This is a genomic window from Bradyrhizobium uaiense (genome assembly GCF_010811875.1).
GTDB lineage: Bacteria > Pseudomonadota > Alphaproteobacteria > Rhizobiales > Xanthobacteraceae > Bradyrhizobium > Bradyrhizobium uaiense.
This window is the reverse complement of the sequence record NZ_VKHP01000157.1, coordinates 1-22,254: the sequence shown is the minus strand read 5'-3', so window position 1 is coordinate 22,254 and position 22,254 is coordinate 1. Positions and strand designations below refer to the sequence as shown.

The window sequence follows — 22,254 nt, the reverse complement described above, 5'->3', positions numbered from 1 at the left end:
GGGTATCTCCACGAATCATATTGTGGAAAGAGCCCCCACCCGAAACGCATCTGGCGATGCGTTCCGACCTAAGAGCGAGCTTCGCTCGTCTCGACCCACGCAAGCGGGAGAGGGAGCACAATTCTGTCGCGGCGGCTGTTCGACCCGACCTCGTCCGATGTCAGTGAATTTCCGACGAACGCTTCAGGGCTTCCTTCAGCTTCTCGAGCGAGAAGTCCTTGGAGCGCGCGATGTCCAGGATCGGGGTCTCGCGGCGGCCGCAGAGTTCGGCGGCCTCGGGCAGCTTGGCCGCGATCTCGTAGGGGATCACGATCGCGCCGTGGCTGTCGGCGTGGATCAGATCGTCGGAGCGCACCGTCATGCCGGCGACACGAACCTCACCGCCGAAGCTTTCGGCGTGAACCCAGGCGTGCGACGGGCCGATCGAGCCGGCCAGCGCCTGGAAGCCCGGCGCCCATTGCGGGATATCGCGGATCGAGCCGTCGGTGATGACGCCGAGGCAGCCGAGCGCCTTGTGCACGGCGCTCTGCACCTCGCCCCAGAACGCGCCGTAGCCGACGTCGGGACCGTCGATGTCCTGGATGACAGAGATGCGCGGACCGAAGCCGGTGCCGACATATTCGTAATACTCGATGCGGCGCTTCGACTGCTCCTCGGCCGAGAGGCCGGATTTCAGCACCGAGCGGATCGCGACCGTGCGCGCATAGCCGACGATCGGCGGCAGGCTCGGGAACGGGCAGACCAACGGCTTCACGGTGTAGCCGATCAGACGGCGCTCGGGTGCTACGACCTCCATCGCGTTGCAGATCGTCGGCGTATCATAGCGCGCCAACGCGTCAAGGACGGAAGCAGGAAGCGGGGCGGAAGCAGATGTCGTCACGGCGTTTCTCTCCTGATTTTTGGCGTTCGCGAGGCGTCCCAGCCTATAGCCGAGATCACAGGCGAACCCAACCGAGGCAAGCTCATGGCTGATATTTGCGGGAATGAAGCAACTGCATGACCGTCACCCTGAGGAGCGCGCCCTTGCGCGCGTCTCGAAGGGTCGACGGCCACCAGTCGGGCCGTGCATCCTTCGAGACGCGGCTTCGCCGCTCCTCAGGATGACGGATTACACAGGGCCTCAGTGCAGATGCGCTGGACGATCGTCGTGGTCCGTGTCCGTAACCGGCGCCGTGTAGGGAGCCGCAGCGGCCGGCGGCGGTGCGCTTGTGTCCTGCATCTTCGCGGCGAGACTGCGTTCCTCGTCGCGATAGGACTTCCAGCCCCACGGCAGGCTGATCAGATACAGCACCGAGCCCGCCGACAGGATGTGCCAGGGATAGCCGATCAACAGCGCGACGAAGAACACCACGGCGACGAACACCGGCAGCACCATCTCCGGCGGCACGCGCATCTTCACGGTCTTGCCGGAGAACACCGGCAGCCGCGACACCATCAGGAAGGCGATCAGCAGCGTGTAGAACGCCGTCAAGGTGGCCGGCGGCGCCGGCACGCCGAGGAAGGCGAGATAGATCGGCAGCAGCACGGTGATCGCGCCGGCCGGCGCCGGCACGCCGGTGAAATAATTGGCGGCGAAGGCCGGCTTGTTCGGGTCGTCGATCGAGGCGTTGAAGCGCGCCAGGCGCAGGCCGCCGGAGATCGCGAACACCATCGCGGCGATCCAGCCGCCATTGTTCAACTCATGCAGCTGCCAGAAATACAGGATCAGGCCCGGCGCGACGCCGAAATTGACGAAGTCGGCGAGGCTGTCGAGCTCGGCGCCGAATTTCGACTGGCCCTTGATCATGCGGGCGACGCGGCCGTCGATGCCGTCGAGGATCGCGGCGAACACGATGGCGGCGACCGCAAGCTCCATCCGCCCTTCCGTCGACAGCCGGATCGCGGTGAGGCCGGCGCAGATCGCCAGCAGCGTGATCATGTTCGGCACGAGCATCCGCACCGGGATCGGGCGGAACCGGCGGCGGCGAAGCTCGGAGGAATTGGGATCGGATGGCATCATGACTTGAGAATATAGCAAGCATGGCCCGGCTCCGCCATCGCGGCGGGAACCGGCTGATCAACCGGCCGAAACAGCGTTAATCAGCCCGGTAGGTCCGGCCGGGATCGGCGCCACGGAAATCCGCCAGGATCGTCTCGCCGGCGACCGCGGTCTGGCCCTCGGAGACCAGCGCCTTGGTGCCCTCGGGCAGGTAGACGTCGAGCCGCGAGCCGAAACGGATCAGGCCGAAGCGCTCGCCGGCGCCGATCGACTGCCCTTCCTTGACGAAGCAGACGATGCGGCGCGCCACGAGGCCCGCGATCTGGACCACGCCGATGCGCCCGTTCGAGCTCGAGATGACCAGCGAATTGCGCTCATTGTCCTCGCTCGCCTTGTCGAGCTCGGCGTTGATGAAGGCGCCGGGGCGATAGGCGATGCGGTCGATGCGGCCGGCCACCGGGCTGCGGTTCACGTGGCAGTTGAACACACTCATGAACACCGAAACCCGCGGCAGCGGCTTGTCGCCGAGGCCGAGTTCGGCCGGCGGCAGCGCCTGCACGACCATAGAGACGCGGCCATCGGCCGGCGACACCACGATGCCGTCCCGCAGCGGCGTCACCCGCACGGGATCGCGGAAGAACAGCGCGCACCAGACCGTGAGCAGCGTCCCGATCCAGCCCAGCGGGGTCCAGATCCAGAACAGGATCAGGCTCGCCAGAGCGAAGCCGCCGATGAAGGGATAGCCTTCGGGGTGGATCGGCGGGATCTGCGCGCGGATGGAATTGGCGATCGACATCAGAACTCGCTTGCGTTTCCCCGCCCCGTTTGGCGGGAGAGGCCCTAAATCGACTATTCCGCGGCGGTCGGCAAGGGCTTCTCGCCCGCGTCAGGGGTGGAATCCTCTGAGGATTCAGTGACCACCGGCGGCAGGCGATTCGGTGCCGTGCCGTCGTCATCGACCTGGGCGAGCCGTTCGCGGGCCTCCTCGGCCTCGCGCTGCCTGTTCCACATGCTGGCATAGAGGCCGCCGGCGGCCAAAAGCCGCGCGTGGGTGCCGCGCTCAGCGATCCGCCCCTGGTCCAGCACGATGATCTCGTCGGCGCCGACGATGGTCGACAGCCGGTGCGCGATGACGAGCGAGGTGCGGTTGCGCGACACCCGCTCCAGCGCACCCTGGATCTCATGCTCGGTGTGGCTGTCGAGCGCGGAAGTCGCCTCGTCCAGCACCAGGATCGGCGGCGCCTTCAGCACCGTGCGCGCGATCGCGACGCGCTGCTTCTCGCCGCCGGAGAGCTTCAAGCCGCGCTCGCCGACCTGGGTCTCGTAGCCCTGCGGCGACATCCGGATGAAGCCGTCGATCTGCGCCAGCCGCGCCGCCTCCTCCACCTCGTCGTCGCCGGCATCCCAGCGGCCGTAGCGGATGTTGTAGCGGATGGTGTCGTTGAAAAGCACGGTGTCCTGCGGCACCATGCCGATCGCTTGTCGCAGCGAGGCCTGCGTCACGGTCTTGATGTCCTGGCCGTCGATCAGGATGCGGCCGCTCGAGACGTCGTAGAGCCGGAACAACAGCCGCGAGATCGTCGACTTGCCGGCGCCGGAGGGGCCGACGATCGCGACCGTCTTGCCGGCCGGCACCTCAAAACTCAGGCCTTTCAGGATCGGCCGGTCACCCTCATAGGCGAAGCGGACGTCCTCGAAGCGCACGCTGCCGGTGGACACCACGAGCGGCTTGGCGCCCGGGATATCCTTCACCTCGGGATCGCGCGCCAGCACGTCGAACATCTTCTCGATGTCGATGATCGCCTGCTTGATCTCGCGATAGACCATGCCCATGAAATTCAGCGGCTGGTAGAGCTGGATCATCATCGAGTTGATCAGCACGAAATCGCCGACGGTGTGGGTGCCGTTGCGGATGCCGAACGCGCACATCAGCATGGTCGCGGTCAGGCCGGCGGTGAAGATGATCGCCTGCCCGGTGTTGAGCACCGCAAGCGAGGTATAGGTCTTCACGCTGGCCTGCTCGTAGCGCTCCATCGAGCGGTCGTAGCGCCGCGCCTCGCGCTCCTCGGCGCCGAAATACTTCACCGTCTCGTAGTTGAGCAGCGAGTCGATCGCCTTGGTGTTCGCCTCGGTGTCGGAATCGTTCATCTTGCGGCGGATCTCGATCCGCCACTCGGTCGCGATGTAGGTGTAGTACATGAACACGACGACGGTGATCAGCACCGCCAATACGTAGCGCCAGTCGAACTGCCACAGCAGCACGCCCGCCAGCAGCGTCACCTCGACGATGGTCGGGATCAGCTGCAGGATCACCATCCGCACGATGGTCTCGATCCCGGAGCGGCCACGCTCCAGCACGCGGGTCAGGCCGCCGGTCTTGCGCTCGAGATGGAAGCGCAGCGACAGCTCGTGCATGTGCACGAAGGTGATGTAGGCGAGCCGCCGCACCGCGTGCATGGCGACGCGGGCGAAGATGCCGTCGCGCCACTGCGTCAGCACCGCCATGATGATGCGCACCGCGCCGTAGCTGATCGTCATCAGCACCGGCGAGGCGATCAGCCAGACCATCCAGTTCGAGGCCGCGACGGGCGCCGAGCCCGTGCCGTTCAGCGCATCGATCGCCCATTTGAAGGTGAACGGCACCGACAGCGTGGCAAGCTTGGCGAACAGCAGCAGCACCACCGACCAGATCACGCGCATCTTCAGATCGGCGCGATCGCCGGGCCAGATATAGGGCCAGAGGTGAACGAGGGTGCCGAGCAGCGTGCCCTTCTCGGCGGCCGGCGGCGTGGCCGAGGGCTCGGCGGCGCCGGTCACAGTCTGTTGCGGCGGCACCATCAGCAGCCCGCTCTCGCCGTCATGGCGCGCCGGTGCGCTGCCACATCTTTTCCACGATTTGCCATTGTGCCCGTCATATAGATCGTTTGAATGCGGCGTACAGGCTTATGACGAAAATTGTTCGCGATTCGCGGGAATTTACGGGATTTTTTGGCCCTCAATCCCCATATGCTAGTCTTGACCCTGTTTACGCTGCAGTGCCACAAGGATCGTATGAACCAAATCAAGACTGTCTGTGTTTATTGCGGCTCCGGCCCCGGTAACAATCCCCGCTTCGTTGACGCTGCCATCGCACTCGGCAAGGCCTTTGCCGACAACAACGTGCGCCTGGTCTATGGCGGGGGCTCGGTCGGCTTGATGGGCGCGGTCGCCAAATCCACCCTTGATCATGGCGGCTCCGTCACCGGCATCATTCCTGAATTCCTGCGGGCGCGCGAGAATGCGCTGACCTCGGTTCAGGAGATGATCGTCACTCCCGATATGCATGAGCGCAAACGCCTGATGTTCGAGCGCTCGGATGCGTTCGTCGCGCTGCCCGGCGGCATCGGCACGCTGGAGGAGCTGGTCGAGCAATTGACCTGGCAGCAGCTCGGCCGTCACTCCAAGCCGATCCTGCTCGCCAACATCGACAATTTCTGGGAGCCGCTGCTCTCGTTGTTGAGCCACATGCGCACCACCGAATTCATCCGTCCGACGCTGCCGATCAACGTGCTGATGGCCGACCGCGTCGACGACATCCTGCCGCGGCTGCGTTCGGCGGTGGCCGGCAAGCCGGCGGCCGCCAAGGAGCTGGCACCCGAAGTGGCGCGGCGGCTCTGATCGCTCGGGCGCGTTAAGCTATCCCCGTCATGCTGAGGAGGCCGCGCAGCGGCCGTCTCGAAGCATGCACGGCCCGGCTGGTGGCCGTCCATCCTTCGAGGCTCGCAAGAGCTCGCACCTCAGGACGACGGATTACGTCGAGAGCGCTCGCCCAGCCTCACTCGCTCGGAAACGTCACGGCCTCGATGCGGTTGCCGTCGGGATCGAGGATGAAGGCCGCATAGTAGCGTACGCGGTCGTGCGGGCGCAGGCCGGGCATGCCATCGGATAGGCCACCGGACGCCATTGCGGCGGCATGGAACGCATCGACCTCGGCGGTGGTTTTGGCGCGCAGGCAGATATGGGTGCCGCTCTCATGCGGGACCTGCGCCATCGCGGCACGCAGATTGATCCAGAATTCGGGATAGGCCTTGCCGAAGCCGATCGTTGCCGGCCGTGTGACGAGACGCGTCAGGCCAAGCGCGGCCAGCGTCGGTTCATAGAACCGCGCGGCGCGTTCGAGATCGCGGACACCGACGGAGACGTGGTCGATCATATCCCCTCCTCGCGTCGGGCCTCACGCCTGCGCGCCCGACTTCACCAGCTTGTAAAACACCGAATCCATCAGCGCCTGGAACGAGGCGTCGATGATGTTGGGCGAGACGCCGACCGTGGTCCAGCTCTCGCCGGTCTCGTCCTCGCTTTCGATCAGCACGCGCGTGACCGCCTCGGTGCCGCCATTGAGGATACGGACGCGGTAGTCGATCAGCTTCAGGCCATCGATATATTTCTGGTACTTGCCGAGGTCCTTGCGCAGCGCGACGTCGAGCGCGTTGACCGGGCCGTTGCCTTCGGCCGCCGAGATCAGATGCTCGCCGTCGACATCGACCTTCACCACCGCCAGCGCCACCGTGACGCGCTGGCCGTTGGCGTTGTAGCGCTGCTCGACATTGACGTCGAACTGCTCGACCTTGAAATATTCCGGCACCTTGCCGAGCGTGCGGCGCGCCAAGAGGTCGAACGAGGCGTTGGCGGATTCATAGGCGAAGCCCGCGGCCTCGCGCTCCTTCAATTCCTCGACCAGGCGCGTCAGCCGCGGATCGCTCTTGTCATAGACGATGCCGGCGCGGTCGAGCTCGGCTATCACGTTGGAGCGGCCGGCCTGATCGGAGACCAGCACCTTGCGGTGGTTGCCGACCAGTTCCGGCAGCACGTGCTCATAGGTCTGCGGATCCTTCATCACGGCGGAGGCATGGATGCCGGTCTTGGTGACGAAGGCGCTCTCGCCGACATAGGCCGCATGGCGATTGGGCGCGCGGTTCAGCATGTCGTCCAGCGTGCGCGACACCTTCATCAACGTCGCCATCTTCTCGGTGGTGACACCGATCTCGAACCTGTCGGCAAACTCCTGCTTCAACTTCAGGGTCGGGATCAGCGAGCAGAGATTGGCATTGCCGCAGCGCTCGCCGAGGCCGTTGAGCGTGCCCTGGATCTGTCGTGCGCCGGCGCGCACCGCGGCGAGTGAATTCGCCACCGCCTGCTCGGTGTCGTTGTGGGCGTGGATGCCGAGATGGGCGCCGGGCACGTGATTGACGACGTCGGCGACGATGGTCTCGATCTCATGCGGCATGGTGCCGCCATTGGTGTCGCACAGCACCACCCAGCGCGCGCCGGACTCGTAGGCCGCCGTGGCGCAGGCGAGCGCGTAGTCGCGGTTCTCCTTGTAGCCGTCGAAGAAATGCTCGCAGTCGACCATTACCTCGCGGCCGAGCGCCTTCGCGGCGGCGACGCTGTCGCGGATCGAGGCGAGGTTTTCCTCGTTGGTGGTCTCGAGCGCGACCCGGACCTGATAGGCCGACGACTTGGCGACGAAGCAGATCGCGTCCGCCTTGGCCTCGAGGATGCCGGCGAGCCCGGGATCGTTCGAGGCCGAGCGGCCCGGCCGCCGCGTCATGCCGAACGCGGTGAAGCGCGCGTGGTCGAAGGCGGGCTTCCTGCTGAAGAACTCGGTGTCGGTCGGATTGGCGCCGGGATAACCGCCCTCGACATAGTCGATACCGAGCGCATCCAGCATGCCCGCGATCACCTGCTTGTCCTGCAACGTGAAGTCGACGCCATTGGTCTGCGCGCCGTCGCGCAGCGTGGTGTCGAACAGATAGAGGCGCTCGCGGCTCACGCGTGGCCTCCCGGGGTAGCGACACCGTCGAGCGTCTTCTGCATCGTGGTGTTGGCGAGCCATTCGTCGCCGATAGTGACCGAATTGCGCTGCTGCGCGACATAGCCGCGCTTGCGGAAGAATTCGAGCGCGGTGTCGCTGACATCGGCTTTCAGGGTCTTGGTGCCGCGGGCGCTCGCGATCTTCTCCAGCGCATCACACAGCGCAGCGCCGACGCCCTGCCCCACTGCACTCGGATGCACGTAGAGCATGTCGATGTGATCGGCGCCCTTCAGCGAGGCGAACCCGACCGGCGCGCCCTGCAACGTTGCGATCAGCGTGAGCTGGCCGGCCAGCTTCTTGCCGAACGCCGCCTCGTCGTCGGCAACGGCCGCCCAGGCCTCCTGCTGCGTTTCGCTATAGTCGTCGCCGGTCAGATCCATGATCGAGGCCGCGAAGATCGCCGCCAGGACGGCTGCGTCATCGGGCAGATACGGACGCAATGCGGGTGCGGAACGGCTCATCGCGCGACCTCCCAGGTGGTGCCTTCCTTGGAGTCCTTGATCACCACGCCCATCGCGGCGAGCTGATCGCGGATCCGGTCGGATTCCTTGAAGTCCTTGCGCGCACGCGCCGCAGTGCGCTCGGCAATCAGCGCCTCGACCGCAGCGGCATCAACGCCGCTCGCCTGTTGCTTGCGCGCCTCCCACGCCGCCGCGCTCTCCGACAGGAAGCCGAGCAGCCGGAGCGAACCGGCGAACTCCTTGCGACTCTGTTCGTTGCTCGAGGCAGCACTGCGCAGGCCGTGCAGAACGGCCATTGCCTGCGCCGTGTTGAGGTCGTCGTAAAGCGCCTCGACCATCGCCGTCGACGGCGCGCCGGGCTCGGCGTCGGCCGCAACCGCGTACCAATCGTCGAGTATCTTCGCGCTCTCTTCTGCACTCTTCAGCGTCCAGTCGAGCGGCGAGCGATAGTGCGTCTTGAGCATGCTGAGCCGCAACACCTCGCCCGGCCAATCGGCCAAGAGATCGCGGATCGTGAAGAAGTTGCCGAGCGACTTCGACATCTTCTCGCTTTCGATCTGCAGGAAGCCGTTGTGCATCCAGACATTGGCCATGCGGTCGGTGTGGAACGCGCAGCAGGTCTGCGCGAGCTCGTTCTCATGGTGCGGGAACACCAGATCAATGCCGCCGCCATGGATATCGAACTTCTCGCCGAGATGCTTCCAGGCCATCGCCGAGCACTCGATGTGCCAGCCGGGGCGCCCCTCGACCGCAATGCCTGCCGGCGACGGCCAGGACGGCTCGCCCGGCTTCGAGGGCTTCCACAGCACGAAGTCGGTGTTGTCGCGCTTGTAGGGCGCGACATCGACGCGGGCGCCGGCGATCATCTCGTCGAGCGAGCGTTTCGACAGCGCGCCGTAGCGGGGCAGCGTCGAATTGGCCGCGTTCATCGCCTGCGGCGAGAACAGCACGTGATCCTCGGCGACATAGGCGAAGCCGCCGGCGACCAGCTTCTCGATGATCGCGCGCATCTCCGGGATGTGCTCGGTCGCGCGCGGCTGCACGGTCGGGGCCAAGCAGCCGAGCGCCGTGACGTCGTCCTGGTACTGCTGATAGGTCAGCTCGGTGACCTTGCGGATCGCCTCATTCAGCGGCACGCCGGGATAGTCCCGCGCGGCGCGGATGTTGATCTTGTCGTCGACGTCGGTGATGTTGCGGACATAAGTCACGTGATCGGCGCCATAACGATGGCGCAGCGCGCGGAACAGCACGTCGAAGACGATAGCCGCGCGGCCATTGCCGATATGGGCGAAGTCGTAGACCGTCGGTCCGCAGGCATACATGCGGACATTGTTGGCATCGAGCGGCACGAACGGCCGCTTCTCGCGGGTCAACGTATCGTAGAGGCGCAAATCCATGGATCACCGTCCCTTGCGGCCGGGCGTCCAGTGATTCTCAGGCGATTGAGAAAAGACGGCCTCAGCCAGCGAATCGCTAGCTCATAATCTCGCGGCAAATGCTGCAGATGGCGAGGTGGCCGTTCATGGTTCCACCATGTCTCATGGCCCCTTTATCGCGTCAAGGGGCTGTTTTCGGACGTATTGCGGCCGGCCCCACAGCGAAATCACGCCAACGCCCTCATGGTTAATCATTATTAAGCATTTGGGCGTATCCGGTGGCTCGCGGATTCCCCGCCATTTTCACTGGTGCACCATGCGGCCGATTTCAGCATTGATTGCCTGCACGCTCTTCGTTGCCCCGTCCTTCCTTGCCCCCTCGGCCGCGCTGGCCGACAGCCGCGTCTTCATCGTCGCCAACCAGGCGGACGGCTACGGCATCGACCAGTGCCTTGCCCGCGGCGACCGCTGCGGTGCGTCTGCTGCCCGGGCCTATTGCCGGTCACGCGATTTTGCACTGGCCACCAATTACCGCCGCGTCGATCCCGACGAGATCACCGGTGCGGTTCCGCACGCTGCAAATGAGAAATGCAGCGGCAACGCTTGCGGCGAATACGTCGCCATCACCTGTCAGCGCTGAGCCAAGCCGCTGGATAAACGGGGTTATTGCCACACCGGCGCCCCGGAAACGACGTGACGCTGCCCCGAGAAACGGCTATTGCAGGCGACCTTTGCAAGGGGACCTTGGCCGCGCGCTTTGGCGTTGATCGCCGCGCGGCGTCGTTTTAATGGCCGGATATGCCCAATAGCTCCCGTTCTCGCTTCTCCCGCTGGTTTCTGACTTGCGCCGTTCTGGCGGGCATCGCCCTGCCGGCCACGGATGCCCTGGCCCAGGTGCCGCCGGGCGCGCCCGGCCCGGCTCCGCAGGGCGCGCCGCAGGCCAACCCGATGTGCAGCCGGCTCGAGGGCCAGCTGGCGGCGATCGATCGCGGCGGCGGCGATCCCGCAAGGGACGAGCAGATCCGCCGTTATCAGGACGCGGCAACCCGGCAGCAGGGCGAGCTCGATCGCGTGACGGCGCAGGCGCGGCGCATGGGCTGCGACAGCTCCGGGTTCCTCTCTCTCTTCAACAACAATTCGGCGCAGTGCGGTCCGGTCAACAACCAGATCCAGCAGATGCGCGCCAATCTCGACCAGATGACCGCTAATCTCGAGCGGCTGCGCACCGGCGGGCTCGGCGGTGCCGACCGCGAGAACCAGCGCCGCTCGGTCCTGACCGCACTGGCGCAGAACAATTGCGGCCCGCAATACGCCGCGGCCGCAGCGCGTGGCCCGGGCAACTTCCTCGAGAGCTTGTTCGGCGGCGGTGGCGGCAGCAATCCGAGCAGTCAGCTGCCCCCGCCCGACGCGCAATATGGCGCACAGTCCGGCACCTTCCGCACCGTCTGCGTCCGCACCTGTGACGGCGCCTACTTCCCGATCTCGTTCGCGACCAGCCAGGCGCGGTTTGCCGCCGATGAACAGATCTGCAAGGCGCAGTGCCCGGCCGCGGAGGCCAGCCTGTTTACCTATCGAAATCCCGGCGAAGACATCAACCAGGCGGTCTCGATCAACGGCCAGTCCTACTCGGCGCTGCCGAACGCCTTCAAGTACCGCACCGAGTTCAACCCGTCGTGCTCCTGCAAGGCGGCTGGCCAGAGCTGGGCGGAGGCGCTGAAGGCAGTCGACGACCAGGCGGCCGCCGCGCAGCAGGGCGACATCATCGTCACCGAGGAGAGCGCGCGGAAGATGCAGCAGCGCGCACAGACCAAGTCCGCCGCCGGCAAGAAGGGCGCGCCCGCGGCTGCTGCTCAGCAGCCGGCGGCCGCTGACGCCACGGCCCCGGCCGCGCCCACGAGCGACGGCCAGATCCGCACAGTCGGCCCGACCTTCATCCAGCAGAAGAAGCAGTAACGGCAGCCGGTCCGCGAACTCACTGCACACGGGTGGGGGCTTTCTCCACATCGATGGTCCGACTCGCGGCGACACCCCCACCCCGCCCCTCCCCCGCAAGCGGGAGAGGGAGAACAGTCTCGTTACCCGCTCACCCTTCAAAAGCCTCCGCCGACGCGCGCGAACCGCGCGTCACCAGCTTGTCGTCGGGCTCCGGCAGCGCCTTGCCGAAATCGCGGAAGCGGTTGGTGATGGGATAGCGTCGGTCGCGGCCGAAATTCTTGCGTGTCACCTTCACCCCTGGTGCTGCCTGCCGCCGCTTGTATTCGGCGATGTTGAGCAGGCGATCGATGCGGGTCACCACGTCGGGATCGAAGCCGGCTTCGATGATGGTCGCAAGCGGCTCCTCGCGCTCGACCAAGCGTTCGAGGATCGCGTCCAGCACGTCGTAGGGCGGCAGCGAATCCTGGTCGGTCTGGTTCTCACGCAGCTCCGCGGTCGGCGGCCGGATGATGATGTTGACCGGGATCACCTCGCCCGAAGGCCCGAGCGCGCCGTCCGGCTTCCACGCGTTGCGCAGGCTCGACAGGCGGAACACCTCGGTCTTGTAGATGTCCTTGATCGGGTTGAAGCCGCCGTTCATGTCGCCGTACAGCGTGGCGTAGCCGACAGACATTTCCGACTTGTTGCCTGTCGTCACCACCATAGCGCCGGTCTTGTTGGAGATCGCCATCAGCAGTGTGCCGCGGGCGCGCGCCTGCAAATTCTCCTCGGTGATGTCGCGCTCAAGCCCCTTGAAGACAGGCGCAAGGATTGCCTCGAACCCGTTGACCGCATCCGCGATCGGCAGGATCTCGTAGCGGATGCCGAGCGCGGCGGCGAGCTTGGCGGCATCGTCGAGCGAGACCTGCGCGGTGTAGCGGAACGGCAGCATTACGCCGCGCACCTTGTCGGCGCCGAGCGCATCGACCGCGATCGCCGCGCACAGCGCCGAGTCGATGCCGCCGGAGACTCCGAGCAGCACGCCCGGAAAACCGTTCTTGCGGACATAGTCGCGCAAGCCGAGCACGCAGGCTGCGTAATCCGCCTTGTCGCCTTCGGGCTGCGCCGTGATCGGCCCGTTGCAGCGCCAGCCGTCGGCGCTCTTGCGCCAGGTCAGCGTCGTGATGTTCTCCTCGAACGCCGGAAGCTGCGCCGCGACCGAGAGATCGGCATTCAGCGCGAACGAGGCGCCGTCGAAGATCAGCTCGTCCTGGCCGCCGACTTCGTTGAGATAGACCAGCGGCAGCCCGCTCTCGGTGACGCGCGCCACCACGATCGAGAGCCTGAGATCCGCCTTGTCGCGGGCATAGGGCGAGCCGTTCGGCACCACTAGGATCTCGGCGCCGGTCTCGGCGAGACATTCGACGACGTTCTCGTAGTCCTCTGATTCCTCGAGCCAGATGTCCTCGCAGATCGGCACGCCGATGCGCACGCCGCGCACCGTCACCGGGCCCGGCGCCGGGCCGCGCGCGAACAGCCGCTTCTCGTCGAACACGCCGTAATTCGGCAGATTGGCCTTGAAGCGCAGCGCGGCGATGCGTCCGCCGTCGAGCAGTGCGCAGGCATTGTAGAGCTTGCCGTCCTCGACCCAGGGCGTGCCGATCAGCATCGCCGGGCCGCCATCGGCGGTCTCGCGTGCCAGTTCCTCCATCGCGGCGCGGCAGGCCGACTGGAACGCCGGCTTCAGCACCAGATCCTCCGGCGGATAGCCGGCAACGAACAGTTCCGACAGCACCACGAGGTCGGCGCCGTCGGCCTTCGCCTTATCGCGCGCAGCACGCGCTTTCGCGGCGTTGCCGGTGACGTCACCGACCGTCGGATTGAGTTGCGCCAGGGTGATCTTGATCTGTTGTTCGCTCATACTGTTATGTTGTCCCGCACAAGACCAACTTTCAATCGCCTTCCGATCATGGTGCGATTGCAGAAATCGCACCATGATCGTCTCGAACCGCTCAGGGTGCGAGCTCCGCGCTGACCTCGCCGAGCAGCGCCGTGCCGCCCAACCTGCCCAATTCGTCCGAACACTTCGCGCTCTTGCCATAGCAGCCGAATGCAACTGTGACCCGCTCCGAAAGTGGCCCGATGTTGGGCAGGCCGGAGGCGCCAAAGGTCGTCATGCACGGCACGACGCGGCGTTCTTCGAATGTGAGGTCGCGAATGCGGTCGAGGATCTGGGTTTGCAGCCGATCCGCCACATCAACCGATCCGCCCGACCGGAACCAGTCCTTGATGTCAGCCTCGTTGTCGAGCCTGATATCTGTGGGATCGCCGCCGAGCTTCAGCCAGCTTTGGCCGTCCGGATATGGGATCGGCGGCAGGATATAGGGATTGTCGCCCTTGGGCCCGAGACAGCGCATCGACGGCATGCCGGCGAGGCGCTGAACTTCCGCCGCGCTGAGCCGAAACAGCGCCACCGTACGCCCATAGACCGTGAAGCCCAGGGATCGGCCGAGCAGCGATTGGGTGTGCCCGCCGGCCGCGACGAGAACGCGCTGGGCCTCGACGTTGCCCGAACCCGTCCGGATCGTCACGCCGGAGCTGCTTTCGGAAATCCCCAGCGCGGGCTCGGCGATGATCCGGGCGCCGGCGCGCTCGGCTGCGATGGTCTGCGCCCGGACCAGCCGGCGCGGTGAGATGTAGCCGGCATCGCGTGGCTCGAAATAGCCCAGCATGCCCACGGTCGATTTCAGGAACGGAAATCGCTCTGCGAGCCCTGCATCCTGATAGGCCTCACAGGTGATCCCTTCGTCGGCGCAGACCTGGCCGACCGAAGCGACATCAGTGGTTTCGCGGTGACCGACGTGAAGTGCACCGGCTTCCCGGTAGAACTCGACGCCGCTTTCCGCTGCAATCTCGTCGTAGCGCGCAATCGCAGCGCGGTTCATCTGCCGCCAGAAGGCTTGCGGATCGTAACGCCGGGTGATGCGGCCCTCGTCGTAGTGGCTGCCGAACACGCCATCATGGCGCGCAAAATCCGCCGGCTCGTCGGGCCCGATCAGCGCGACGTCATGGTCCATCTTGCTCAGATGCCGCGCGGCCGCCGACCCGATCAGACCACGCCCGATCACCGCAAGCTTGATCGGCTTATCGACACTCACGGTCAGAACGCGCCCAAGCGCTCGGCGAGGGCGAACAGCCAGAACAGCCCGGCCATGATGAGCGCGACGCCGACGGCGGCCGAGCCCATGTCCTTGACCCGGCCGATCTGCTGATCGTGATCCATGGTCAGGCGGTCGGCGAGCTTCTCGATCGCGGTGTTGAGCAGCTCGATCACCAGCACCAGCACCACGGTCGCGACCAGTTCGACCCGGCGCATCACGGTGGCGCCGACCAGCCAGGCCAGCGGCACCGACAGCACCAGTGCCACCACCTCCTCGCGAATCGCCTGCTCCGAGCGAATGGCGAAGGCCAGCCCGTTGCGCGAGTTGATGGTGGCTCGCCAGAACCTCAGCAAGTCACTGCCCCCAAATCACTGCCCCAAATTACAATCCGGCAGCGGCCGGCATCGGCTTGACCTTGCCGGCGCGCTCCTGCTTCAGCAGCTCGGCGATGAGGAAGGCCATGTCGATCGACTGTTCGGCGTTGAGGCGGGGATCGCAGACCGTGTGGTAGCGGTCGTTGAGGTCCTCGTCGGTGATGGCGCGCGCGCCGCCGATGCATTCGGTGACGTCCTGCCCGGTCATCTCCAGATGCACGCCGCCGGCATGGGTGCCTTCGGCCGCATGGATCTGGAAGAACGACTTCACCTCCGACAACACGCGGTCGAACGGCCGCGTCTTGTAGCCGGAGGTCGAGGTGATGGTGTTGCCGTGCATCGGATCGCACGACCACACCACCTTGCGCCCTTCGCGCTGCACCGCGCGGATCAGGCCGGGCAGATGGTCGCCGACCTTGTCGGCACCGAAGCGGTTGATCAGCGTCAGGCGTCCCGGCTCGTTGTCGGGGCTGAGCACGTCGATCAGCTTCAACAGCTCGTCCGCCTTCAGCGACGGACCGCATTTCAAGCCGATCGGGTTCTTGATGCCGCGGAAATATTCGACATGGGCGTGGTCGAGCTGGCGGGTGCGGTCGCCGATCCAGATCATGTGGCCCGAGGTCGCATACCAGTCGCCGGTGGTCGAATCGACCCGCGTCATCGCCTGCTCGTAGCCGAGCAGCAGCGCCTCGTGGCTGGTGTAGAAATCGGTGGCGCGCAGTTCGGGATGGCTCTCGAGATCGAGGCCGCAGGCGCGCATGAAGTTCAGCGCGTCCGAGATGCGGTCGGCCAGCTCCTTGTAGCGGCGGGACTGCGGCGAATCCTTCAGGAAGCCGAGCATCCATTGATGCACACTGCCGAGATTGGCGAAGCCGCCGGTGGCAAACGCGCGCAGCAGGTTCAGCGTCGCCGCGGATTGGCGATAGGCCATCAGCTGGCGCTGCGGATCGGGAATGCGCGCTTCCGGCGTGAAGGCGATGTCGTTGACGATGTCGCCGCGATAGCTCGGCAGCTCGACATCGCCCTGCTTCTCGGTCGGCGACGACCGCGGCTTGGCAAACTGGCCGGCGATGCGGCCGACCTTCACCACCGGCAGCGCGCCGGCATAGGTCATGACCACGGCCATCTGCAGCAGCACGCGGAAGAAGTCGCGGATGTTGTTGGCGCCGTGTTCGGCAAAGCTCTCGGCGCAGTCGCCGCCCTGGAGCAGGAAGGCCTCACCGTCGGCGACCCGGCCCAGCGCCTTCTTCAGGCTGCGCGCCTCGCCCGCGAACACCAGCGGCGGAAAGGTCGCGAGCTGCGCCTCGACATCGGCCAATGCCTTGGCATCGGGATAATCGGGCACCTGCAGCACCTTCTTGGCGCGCCAGCTATCGGGTGTCCACCGCTCGGACATGAGGTCAACTCCTGAGCAAAAACCGCCACTTAATCGACGGGAAAGGACGGCTTATACACAGCCGCCCGCTCCCCCGCTAGAAGGAATCCTGCAATCCCGTCAAACTCTTGCAGGAAAATGCGAATTCGCATTTGCTGGACCATACCATGAATGCCAGCCAAATTGCCGTGGCCCAGGCCACGCCGGACGACGTTTTTAGCGACGACATCGTCGTGCCCGCCGCGGACGGCTATCCGCTGGCCGCGACGCTGTTCCTGCCGCGCGGCAAGAAGCGCCACGCCGTCCTGATCAATTCGGCGACCGCGGTGCCCCGCAAGGTCTATCGCGGCTTTGCCGGCTACCTCGCCCGCCGCGGCGCGGCGGTCGTGACCTACGACTACCGCGGCACCGGCGACTCGAGGCCGATGGCGGCGACCGGCCTCAACAAGCCGAAGTCGCTCGCCGGCTTCAAGGCCACGATGGCGGACTGGGCCGCGCTCGACGCCACCGCGGCCGTGAGCTGGATGCGCGAGCGCTACCGCGACCTGCCCTTCGCCTATGTCGGCCATTCCTTCGGCGGCCAGGCGCTCGGGCTCCTTGCCAACAATGCCGAGATCCCGCGCGCGCTCTTGATCGCCGCGCAGGCCGCCTATTGGAAGCTGATGGCCTCGCCCGAGCGCTACCGCGTCGTCGCCTTCATGAACGGCATCGGCCTGCCGCTGGCGCGCACGCTCGGCTATGTGCCTGCGTGGGCCGGGCTCGGCATGGACCTGCCGAGGGGCGTGTTCGAGCAATGGCGAGGCTGGGTGATGCGCGAGCGCTATCTGCTCGACGACACGACACTTGCCGCGCGCGAGAATTTTGCAAAATTCAACGGCAAGCTCCGCGCCTTCAGCGTGACCGACGACACCTGGGCGACGCGGCCCGCGGTCGAACTGCTGTGCTCCGCATTTACGTCGATCACGCCTGAGATCGTCTCGATCAGTCCCGCCGACGCCGGCGTCACCAAGATCGGCCATTTCGGCTTCTTCCGCAGCGACCACCGCGACACGCTCTGGCGCGGCGCCGCGGAGTGGCTCGAGGCGGAGGGATAGGCGCAGTCGTCCCCAACCGTCGTCCTGGCGAAAGCCAGCCATAACCACCGCATTCGATCTCGAACGGGATCGCAGCCCCAGCGTCGCGCAACTACAGGCAATTCGGGTAATGGGTCCTGGCTTTCGCCAGGACGACGAGGCTGATGGTTCTCGCGCGATGCCGCCTGCCGCCAGACCCGTCATCCTGAGGTGCGAGCGGAGCGAGCCTCGAAGGATGGATCGGCCACAGTGCGGCCGCACATCCTTCGAGGCTCGCCAAAGAGGCTCGCACCTCAGGATGACGGGGATAGAATTGCGCAAGCATCCGCATTCTCGCGACATGAATCGTCCGAGTTTTTTGCATCTCGTTTCGCCGCTCTTCGAACAGAGGGCGCAGGGAAAGCCGGGTGCCGATCGCACCCATGGGTCCGGTGCAATAAAAAAGCACCGGAGGTCGGACCACAGGTGTAACCGGAAACATCCCGGCTTTCCCTGCGCGATGGGTTACGGCTTATACGTGCTCTCCCCGGTGAGACTGGGCTAGTTGTCACCGCCCTCGCAAAAACGCTTTCGCGATCTACGAGAGGACACCTGCCGCTAGGGCGTCAGGACCACACGATTTCGCCGTCCGCCTCCGTCACGCGTCGTCGCTCGTGACCTCGGCGTCCACCGCATCTCACCGCAACACTCCTGACGATGCGCAGCGCCCCTCGATCGGGTGAGACGGGCATATTGAACATCTGAGTTGGGTCAAACGCCAAGCGGAATATTTTCCGCAGGAGGACTGGACGGGGTTACCGGGTTGATTGGGTTGGAGAATCTCGTATTTTTGCGCAGGGCCTTGTCGCCCGCTTCAGGGTATGTGCAACGGCCAATCCAGAATCCCTGGGCTTCCGTTTTGCATAACGGCCGAACCACTCGGCGTAAGTTATTCGGAGACCAATTGCTTCCAGACGCCCAAGAGATTGTTGCCCGGGATATGTACCACAAGGAAGCACCATGTTCGAACATCCGCCGTTTCGGAGATGTCCGCGCTGCAAAGGAGAGTCGTTCGGCACCCTGTCTGTCGGTGGAAACTCCGTAACGAAGCGCTGTAAAGAGTGCAGATACTCACATAGCGAGGCGCTTCCTGCCACTGAGAAGCGTGTCATTTATCTCGATCAGTTTGCGGTCAGCGAACTTTACAAGACGAAAGCAAAGAAGCGGAGGCCCGGCGCCCCTCATGAGCAATTCTGGCAGGATTGCTACTCACTCGGAAATCTAGCTTACTTGAGGCAGCAGGTAATATTTCCGGCGTCAAACCTCCACTCAGATGAGACGATTGTCTGGCATTCCCCGGAAGAACTGCGACTCGCCCACGAAATGTTCAGTGGGGAGACGTCTTTCGAGAGGACCGATGCCATCGCCACGCGACAAGAGTGGGAGTTCGCGAAGGCCTTTCTGAAAGGCGGCACACGGCCTACGCTGAGCACAGACGTCGACCAGATTATATTGGGAACGCGCAACGCATGGCTGCCTATCTACCACATCAGCGTAAACGCCAATTATTCGATGTTCGCACCAGGACTCCGACAAGACAAAGCGATCGCCGAGGCAAGCCTCAAACACTTGGCTGATGGTTGGGTGAGTGCCCGGCCTACTTTCGATGATTTGCTAAAGCACGAGCTCTCGAGCTACGGCTCAGCAATGAGGCAAGCCTTAAGGGAGCAGATAACGAAGACGCAGGCAGCATTTGCATCCAATGACCCGACAAGCGTTTTGGATATGCGCTTTGGATTGATCAGCCGATATAGGGAGCTGACGGAGTTGTTCGCACGCAACGGCGTGCCTGCGAAAGACGCATTCAAAGAAGTACTGAGATTTTTGGATTGGCCCGAGAATCAGCACCAGCCAGCACACAGAATCTTCGCTTACCTGTTTGCCGCGCTCGGTTGGCGAATCTCATCTGGGCAACGTCCGGAAATGAACGCCAGCATCTTGAACGACTTCTCCGCGATATCGACTTATGCTCCCTATGTAGATGCAATGTTTGTAGATAAGCAGTGCGCTTCCCTGTTGAGACAGGGGCGTCTTCGAGACGAACTTGGCCTCAAGGCTCGCATCTTCTCGCTGAGTAGTCCGCAAGAGTTCTTAGACTATTTGAAGGACCTAGGAGATTCTGCAACCGAGGATATCCGCGTGCTTGCTCATGAACTCTATGACGCAGAAGCATAAACGCAAGGAGTTGCATTTGCTGAGGCGCTCGGGACGGCTTTTCCAGACAACCGCCTCACACCACTTTCCGCGCGGCCGCCGTCGCCGCATCACCCGTGTTCGGCGTCCCCGTCGGCTCGATCAGCAGCAGATGCACCTCTTCCCGCGCGACGGGGCGGTGCTCGACGCCTTTCGGCACGATGAACATCTGGCCGGGATGCAGCGTGACGGTGCGGTCGCGCAGCTCGATGTCGAGCACGCCTTTCAGCACCAGGAAAAAATCGTCGGTGTCGTCATGCTTGTGCCAGACGAACTCGCCCTCGACCTTCACCACCATGACGTCGCAGGCGTTGAATTGCGCCACCGTGCGCGGCGACCAGTGATCAGAGAATGTCGACAGTTTTTGCGAGAGATCGATCGCGTCGCTCATGATGCCTCCGGGTCCAAGCCTGCCTGTGAAGCCAGCCTGCCGGGGTCGTTAGCTCAGCTGCGCGACGCACTCAATGCACGCCCCTTAACCTCTCCGGATATGTGGTCGGCCCGTGCTGCCCGTTCTTATCGCAATGCGCTTCGCCGTTGGCGGCCTTGCGCGCCAGCAGTTCCTTTTCGGCCTGGTACCAGAGCTGATCCATGTTGCCGTGCGGTTCGCCGGCGTCCTTCCACAACTCGTAAGCGCGGGTCCGAATCTCCTGCTCGGTCGGGCCTGTCATGAGCAGCTCCCTCAATCTGAAATAATCAGTTGTTTTGAAGGGTGGAACTTGCAGCTCCAGACAATGTTCCAAAATGAATGACCGCGCCAGTGCGAAAGCCGGCCATTTTCGGGCAGAGACGGTATTGCGAGGCGGCCTGACCGCCGGGGATCACGGCGACACCTGCCCGATCGCCCGACGCACGCGGAACAAGCCCGACGCCGATCCGTGCCGCACAACGCGTGCAGGGTGCGTCCCTACTCCGCGGCCTGGCGCACGTGGCGCGCGGTGGGCGTCCGCATCGTCACCAGCTCTTCGGAGGCCGTCGGATGCAGCGCGACGGTGGCGTCGAAGTCCGCCTTGGTCGCCCTCATCTTCACGGCGATCGCGACCGCCTGGGTGATCTCGGCGGCGCAATCACCGACGATGTGGCAGCCGAGCACCCGGTCGCTCGACCCATCGACCACGAGCTTCATCAGCACGCGAGTATCGCGGCCGGACATCGTCGCCTTGATCGGGCGGAAATCGGTCTTGTAGATATCGACGTGGGAAAACTGCGCCCGCGCCTCTTCTTCCGTCAAGCCGACTGTGCCGACCTCGGGCTGCGAGAACACCGCGGTCGGGATCGTGGCGTGGTCGACCTGCACGGGCCGCTTGCCGAACACGGTGTCGGCAAAGGCATGGCCCTCGCGGATCGCGACCGGGGTCAGATTGGTGCGGTGGGTGACGTCGCCGACCGCATAGATGTTGTCGACCGAGGTCTTCGACCAGCCGTCAACCTGGATGCCGCCATTGGCGGGATTGATGGCGACGCCGGCGGCCTCAAGTCCGAGCCCCTTCACATTGGGATGCCGGCCGACCGCGAACATCACCTGGTCGGAGGCGATGCTGGAGCCGCTCGACAGATGGGTCGTGAAATCCTTGCCGTGCTTGTCGACCTTCGCCACCGTGCAGCCGGTGATGATGGTGATGCCGCGCTTCTCCATCTCGGCGCGGACATGCTTGCGCACGTCCTCGTCGAAGCCGCGCAGGATGTTGTCGCCGCGATAGACCACCGTCACATCGGAGCCGTAGCCGGCGAAGATGCCGGCGAATTCCAGCGCGATGTAGCCGCCGCCCTGGATCACGATCCGCTTCGGCAGCTCCTTGAGATGAAACGCCTCGTTGGAGGAGATCACGTGCTCGATGCCGGGAACGTGGGGCCCGTGATTGGGCGCGCCGCCGGTCGCGATCAGGATGTATTTCGCGGTCACCTTCTCGCCGGTGGCGAGCCTGAGCGTGTGGGCGTCTTCCAGCACCGCGCGGGTCTTGACGATCCTGGCGCCCGACTTCTCGACGTTGCTGGTGTAGGCGCCCTCGAGCCGGGCGATCTCCTTGTCCTTGTTGGCGACGAGGGTGGCCCAGTCGAACGAGACCTGGCCGATGCTCCAGCCGAAGCCGGCCGCATCCTCGATCTCCTGGTGGACGTGGCTGCCGATCACGAACAGCTTCTTCGGCACGCAGCCGCGGATCACGCAGGTGCCGCCCATCCGGTACTCTTCGGCGACCATGACCTTCGCGCCGTAGTTGGCAGCGATGCGGGCGGCACGAACGCCGCCCGAACCACCACCGATGACAAACAGATCGACGTCAAACTCGGCCATGGCAGTACCTCTTTCTTCCTTCTCCCTCGCCCCGCTCTTGCGGGGAGAGGCGTAGGCCGCCGCAGGCGGCCGTTCCAAAGCGACGCCGAGGCGAAGCTTCGGCTACGGCGAAGCGACGGGCGAGGGGGACTCTCCACTGGCTGGCTCGTGGAGATGCCCCTCA

Annotated in this window: 20 protein-coding genes; 5 read left to right on the top strand and 15 right to left on the bottom strand. The window is 64.8% G+C overall.

Annotated elements, in window-relative coordinates:
* Window positions 1-160 precede the first annotated feature (160 nt).
* From FNJ47_RS30255 to FNJ47_RS30240, 4 genes are all read right to left on the bottom strand, one after another.
* Window positions 161-880: an RraA family protein gene (locus tag FNJ47_RS30255; RefSeq protein WP_163159615.1), complete on the bottom strand. Its 720-nt coding sequence runs from the start codon at window positions 878-880 to the stop codon at window positions 161-163.
* A gap of 240 nt (window positions 881-1,120) precedes the next feature.
* Window positions 1,121-1,996 carry a CDP-diacylglycerol--serine O-phosphatidyltransferase gene (gene pssA / locus FNJ47_RS30250; RefSeq protein WP_163159617.1) on the bottom strand — a complete coding sequence of 292 codons (876 nt, stop codon included), beginning with the start codon at window positions 1,994-1,996 and terminating at the stop codon, window positions 1,121-1,123.
* A gap of 79 nt (window positions 1,997-2,075) precedes the next feature.
* Entirely contained in the window at window positions 2,076-2,774 is a 699-nt protein-coding gene (locus FNJ47_RS30245; protein WP_021081990.1) for a phosphatidylserine decarboxylase, read from the bottom strand.
* Between the two features lie 53 nt (window positions 2,775-2,827).
* Window positions 2,828-4,816: an ABCB family ABC transporter ATP-binding protein/permease gene (locus tag FNJ47_RS30240; RefSeq protein WP_163159614.1), complete on the bottom strand. Its 1,989-nt coding sequence runs from the start codon at window positions 4,814-4,816 to the stop codon at window positions 2,828-2,830.
* Between the two features lie 213 nt (window positions 4,817-5,029).
* Between FNJ47_RS30240 and FNJ47_RS30235 the strand changes: the two genes are divergently transcribed.
* Window positions 5,030-5,635, top strand: a complete 606-nt coding sequence (locus FNJ47_RS30235) for an LOG family protein (RefSeq protein ID WP_163159613.1) — start codon at window positions 5,030-5,032, stop codon at window positions 5,633-5,635.
* Between the two features lie 157 nt (window positions 5,636-5,792).
* Here FNJ47_RS30235 and FNJ47_RS30230 read toward each other — a convergent pair whose 3' ends face one another.
* The 4 genes from FNJ47_RS30230 to cysS are packed head-to-tail and all read right to left on the bottom strand — an operon-like array spanning window position 5,793 to window position 9,690.
* Window positions 5,793-6,170 (bottom strand): VOC family protein, encoded by a 378-nt coding sequence (locus tag FNJ47_RS30230; protein WP_163159612.1) that lies wholly within the window; start codon window positions 6,168-6,170, stop codon window positions 5,793-5,795.
* A 21-nt stretch (window positions 6,171-6,191) separates the two neighbouring features.
* Window positions 6,192-7,790 (bottom strand): citramalate synthase, encoded by a 1,599-nt coding sequence (gene cimA, locus FNJ47_RS30225; protein WP_163159611.1) that lies wholly within the window; start codon window positions 7,788-7,790, stop codon window positions 6,192-6,194.
* Window positions 7,787-8,293: a GNAT family N-acetyltransferase gene (locus tag FNJ47_RS30220; RefSeq protein WP_163159610.1), complete on the bottom strand. Its 507-nt coding sequence runs from the start codon at window positions 8,291-8,293 to the stop codon at window positions 7,787-7,789. Before FNJ47_RS30220 ends, cimA begins: the two co-directional genes overlap by 4 nt.
* A complete protein-coding gene (gene cysS / locus FNJ47_RS30215; RefSeq protein WP_163159609.1) occupies window positions 8,290-9,690 on the bottom strand; it encodes a cysteine--tRNA ligase in 1,401 nt (466 codons plus the stop codon). Before cysS ends, FNJ47_RS30220 begins: the two co-directional genes overlap by 4 nt.
* Before the next feature lie 295 nt (window positions 9,691-9,985).
* Here cysS and FNJ47_RS30210 point away from each other — a divergent pair, with 295 nt between their 5' ends.
* Together FNJ47_RS30210 and FNJ47_RS30205 are read left to right on the top strand one after the other, a co-directional pair.
* Window positions 9,986-10,309, top strand: a complete 324-nt coding sequence (locus FNJ47_RS30210) for a hypothetical protein (protein WP_163159608.1) — start codon at window positions 9,986-9,988, stop codon at window positions 10,307-10,309.
* Window positions 10,310-10,467: 158 nt separating this feature from the next.
* A complete protein-coding gene (locus tag FNJ47_RS30205) occupies window positions 10,468-11,622 on the top strand; it encodes a DUF2865 domain-containing protein (RefSeq protein ID WP_163159607.1) in 1,155 nt (384 codons plus the stop codon).
* Window positions 11,623-11,752: 130 nt separating this feature from the next.
* On the opposite strand, the gene FNJ47_RS30200 is transcribed toward FNJ47_RS30205, so the two are convergent.
* The 4 genes from FNJ47_RS30200 to FNJ47_RS30185 all read right to left on the bottom strand — a co-directional run bounded on the left by FNJ47_RS30200 (window position 11,753) and on the right by FNJ47_RS30185 (window position 16,514).
* Window positions 11,753-13,504, bottom strand: a complete 1,752-nt coding sequence (locus tag FNJ47_RS30200) for an NAD+ synthase (RefSeq protein WP_163159606.1) — start codon at window positions 13,502-13,504, stop codon at window positions 11,753-11,755.
* A gap of 91 nt (window positions 13,505-13,595) precedes the next feature.
* Window positions 13,596-14,741 (bottom strand): FAD-dependent oxidoreductase, encoded by a 1,146-nt coding sequence (locus FNJ47_RS30195; RefSeq protein WP_206685361.1) that lies wholly within the window; start codon window positions 14,739-14,741, stop codon window positions 13,596-13,598.
* 2 nt (window positions 14,742-14,743) lie between these two features.
* Entirely contained in the window at window positions 14,744-15,097 is a 354-nt protein-coding gene (locus FNJ47_RS30190) for a diacylglycerol kinase (protein WP_163159605.1), read from the bottom strand.
* 28 nt (window positions 15,098-15,125) lie between these two features.
* Window positions 15,126-16,514 carry a class II 3-deoxy-7-phosphoheptulonate synthase gene (locus tag FNJ47_RS30185; protein ID WP_163159604.1) on the bottom strand — a complete coding sequence of 463 codons (1,389 nt, stop codon included), beginning with the start codon at window positions 16,512-16,514 and terminating at the stop codon, window positions 15,126-15,128.
* A gap of 146 nt (window positions 16,515-16,660) precedes the next feature.
* Between FNJ47_RS30185 and FNJ47_RS30180 the strand changes: the two genes are divergently transcribed.
* Both FNJ47_RS30180 and FNJ47_RS30175 read left to right on the top strand, forming a co-directional pair.
* Window positions 16,661-17,587 (top strand): alpha/beta hydrolase family protein, encoded by a 927-nt coding sequence (locus tag FNJ47_RS30180; RefSeq protein WP_163159603.1) that lies wholly within the window; start codon window positions 16,661-16,663, stop codon window positions 17,585-17,587.
* A gap of 978 nt (window positions 17,588-18,565) precedes the next feature.
* On the top strand, window positions 18,566-19,780 hold the full coding sequence (locus tag FNJ47_RS30175; protein WP_163159602.1) for a hypothetical protein: 1,215 nt from the start codon (window positions 18,566-18,568) through the stop codon (window positions 19,778-19,780).
* 55 nt (window positions 19,781-19,835) lie between these two features.
* On the opposite strand, the gene FNJ47_RS30170 is transcribed toward FNJ47_RS30175, so the two are convergent.
* From FNJ47_RS30170 to gor, 3 genes are all read right to left on the bottom strand, one after another.
* Complete coding sequence (locus FNJ47_RS30170; protein ID WP_163159601.1) at window positions 19,836-20,189, bottom strand: cupin domain-containing protein; 354 nt, start codon at window positions 20,187-20,189, stop codon at window positions 19,836-19,838.
* 70 nt (window positions 20,190-20,259) lie between these two features.
* Window positions 20,260-20,469: a DUF2934 domain-containing protein gene (locus tag FNJ47_RS30165; RefSeq protein WP_163159600.1), complete on the bottom strand. Its 210-nt coding sequence runs from the start codon at window positions 20,467-20,469 to the stop codon at window positions 20,260-20,262.
* Window positions 20,470-20,705: 236 nt separating this feature from the next.
* The gene (gene gor / locus FNJ47_RS30160; RefSeq protein ID WP_163159599.1) at window positions 20,706-22,091 is read right to left on the bottom strand and encodes a glutathione-disulfide reductase; all 1,386 of its coding nucleotides are present in this window, start codon (window positions 22,089-22,091) and stop codon (window positions 20,706-20,708) included.
* Window positions 22,092-22,254: the final 163 nt, after the last annotated feature.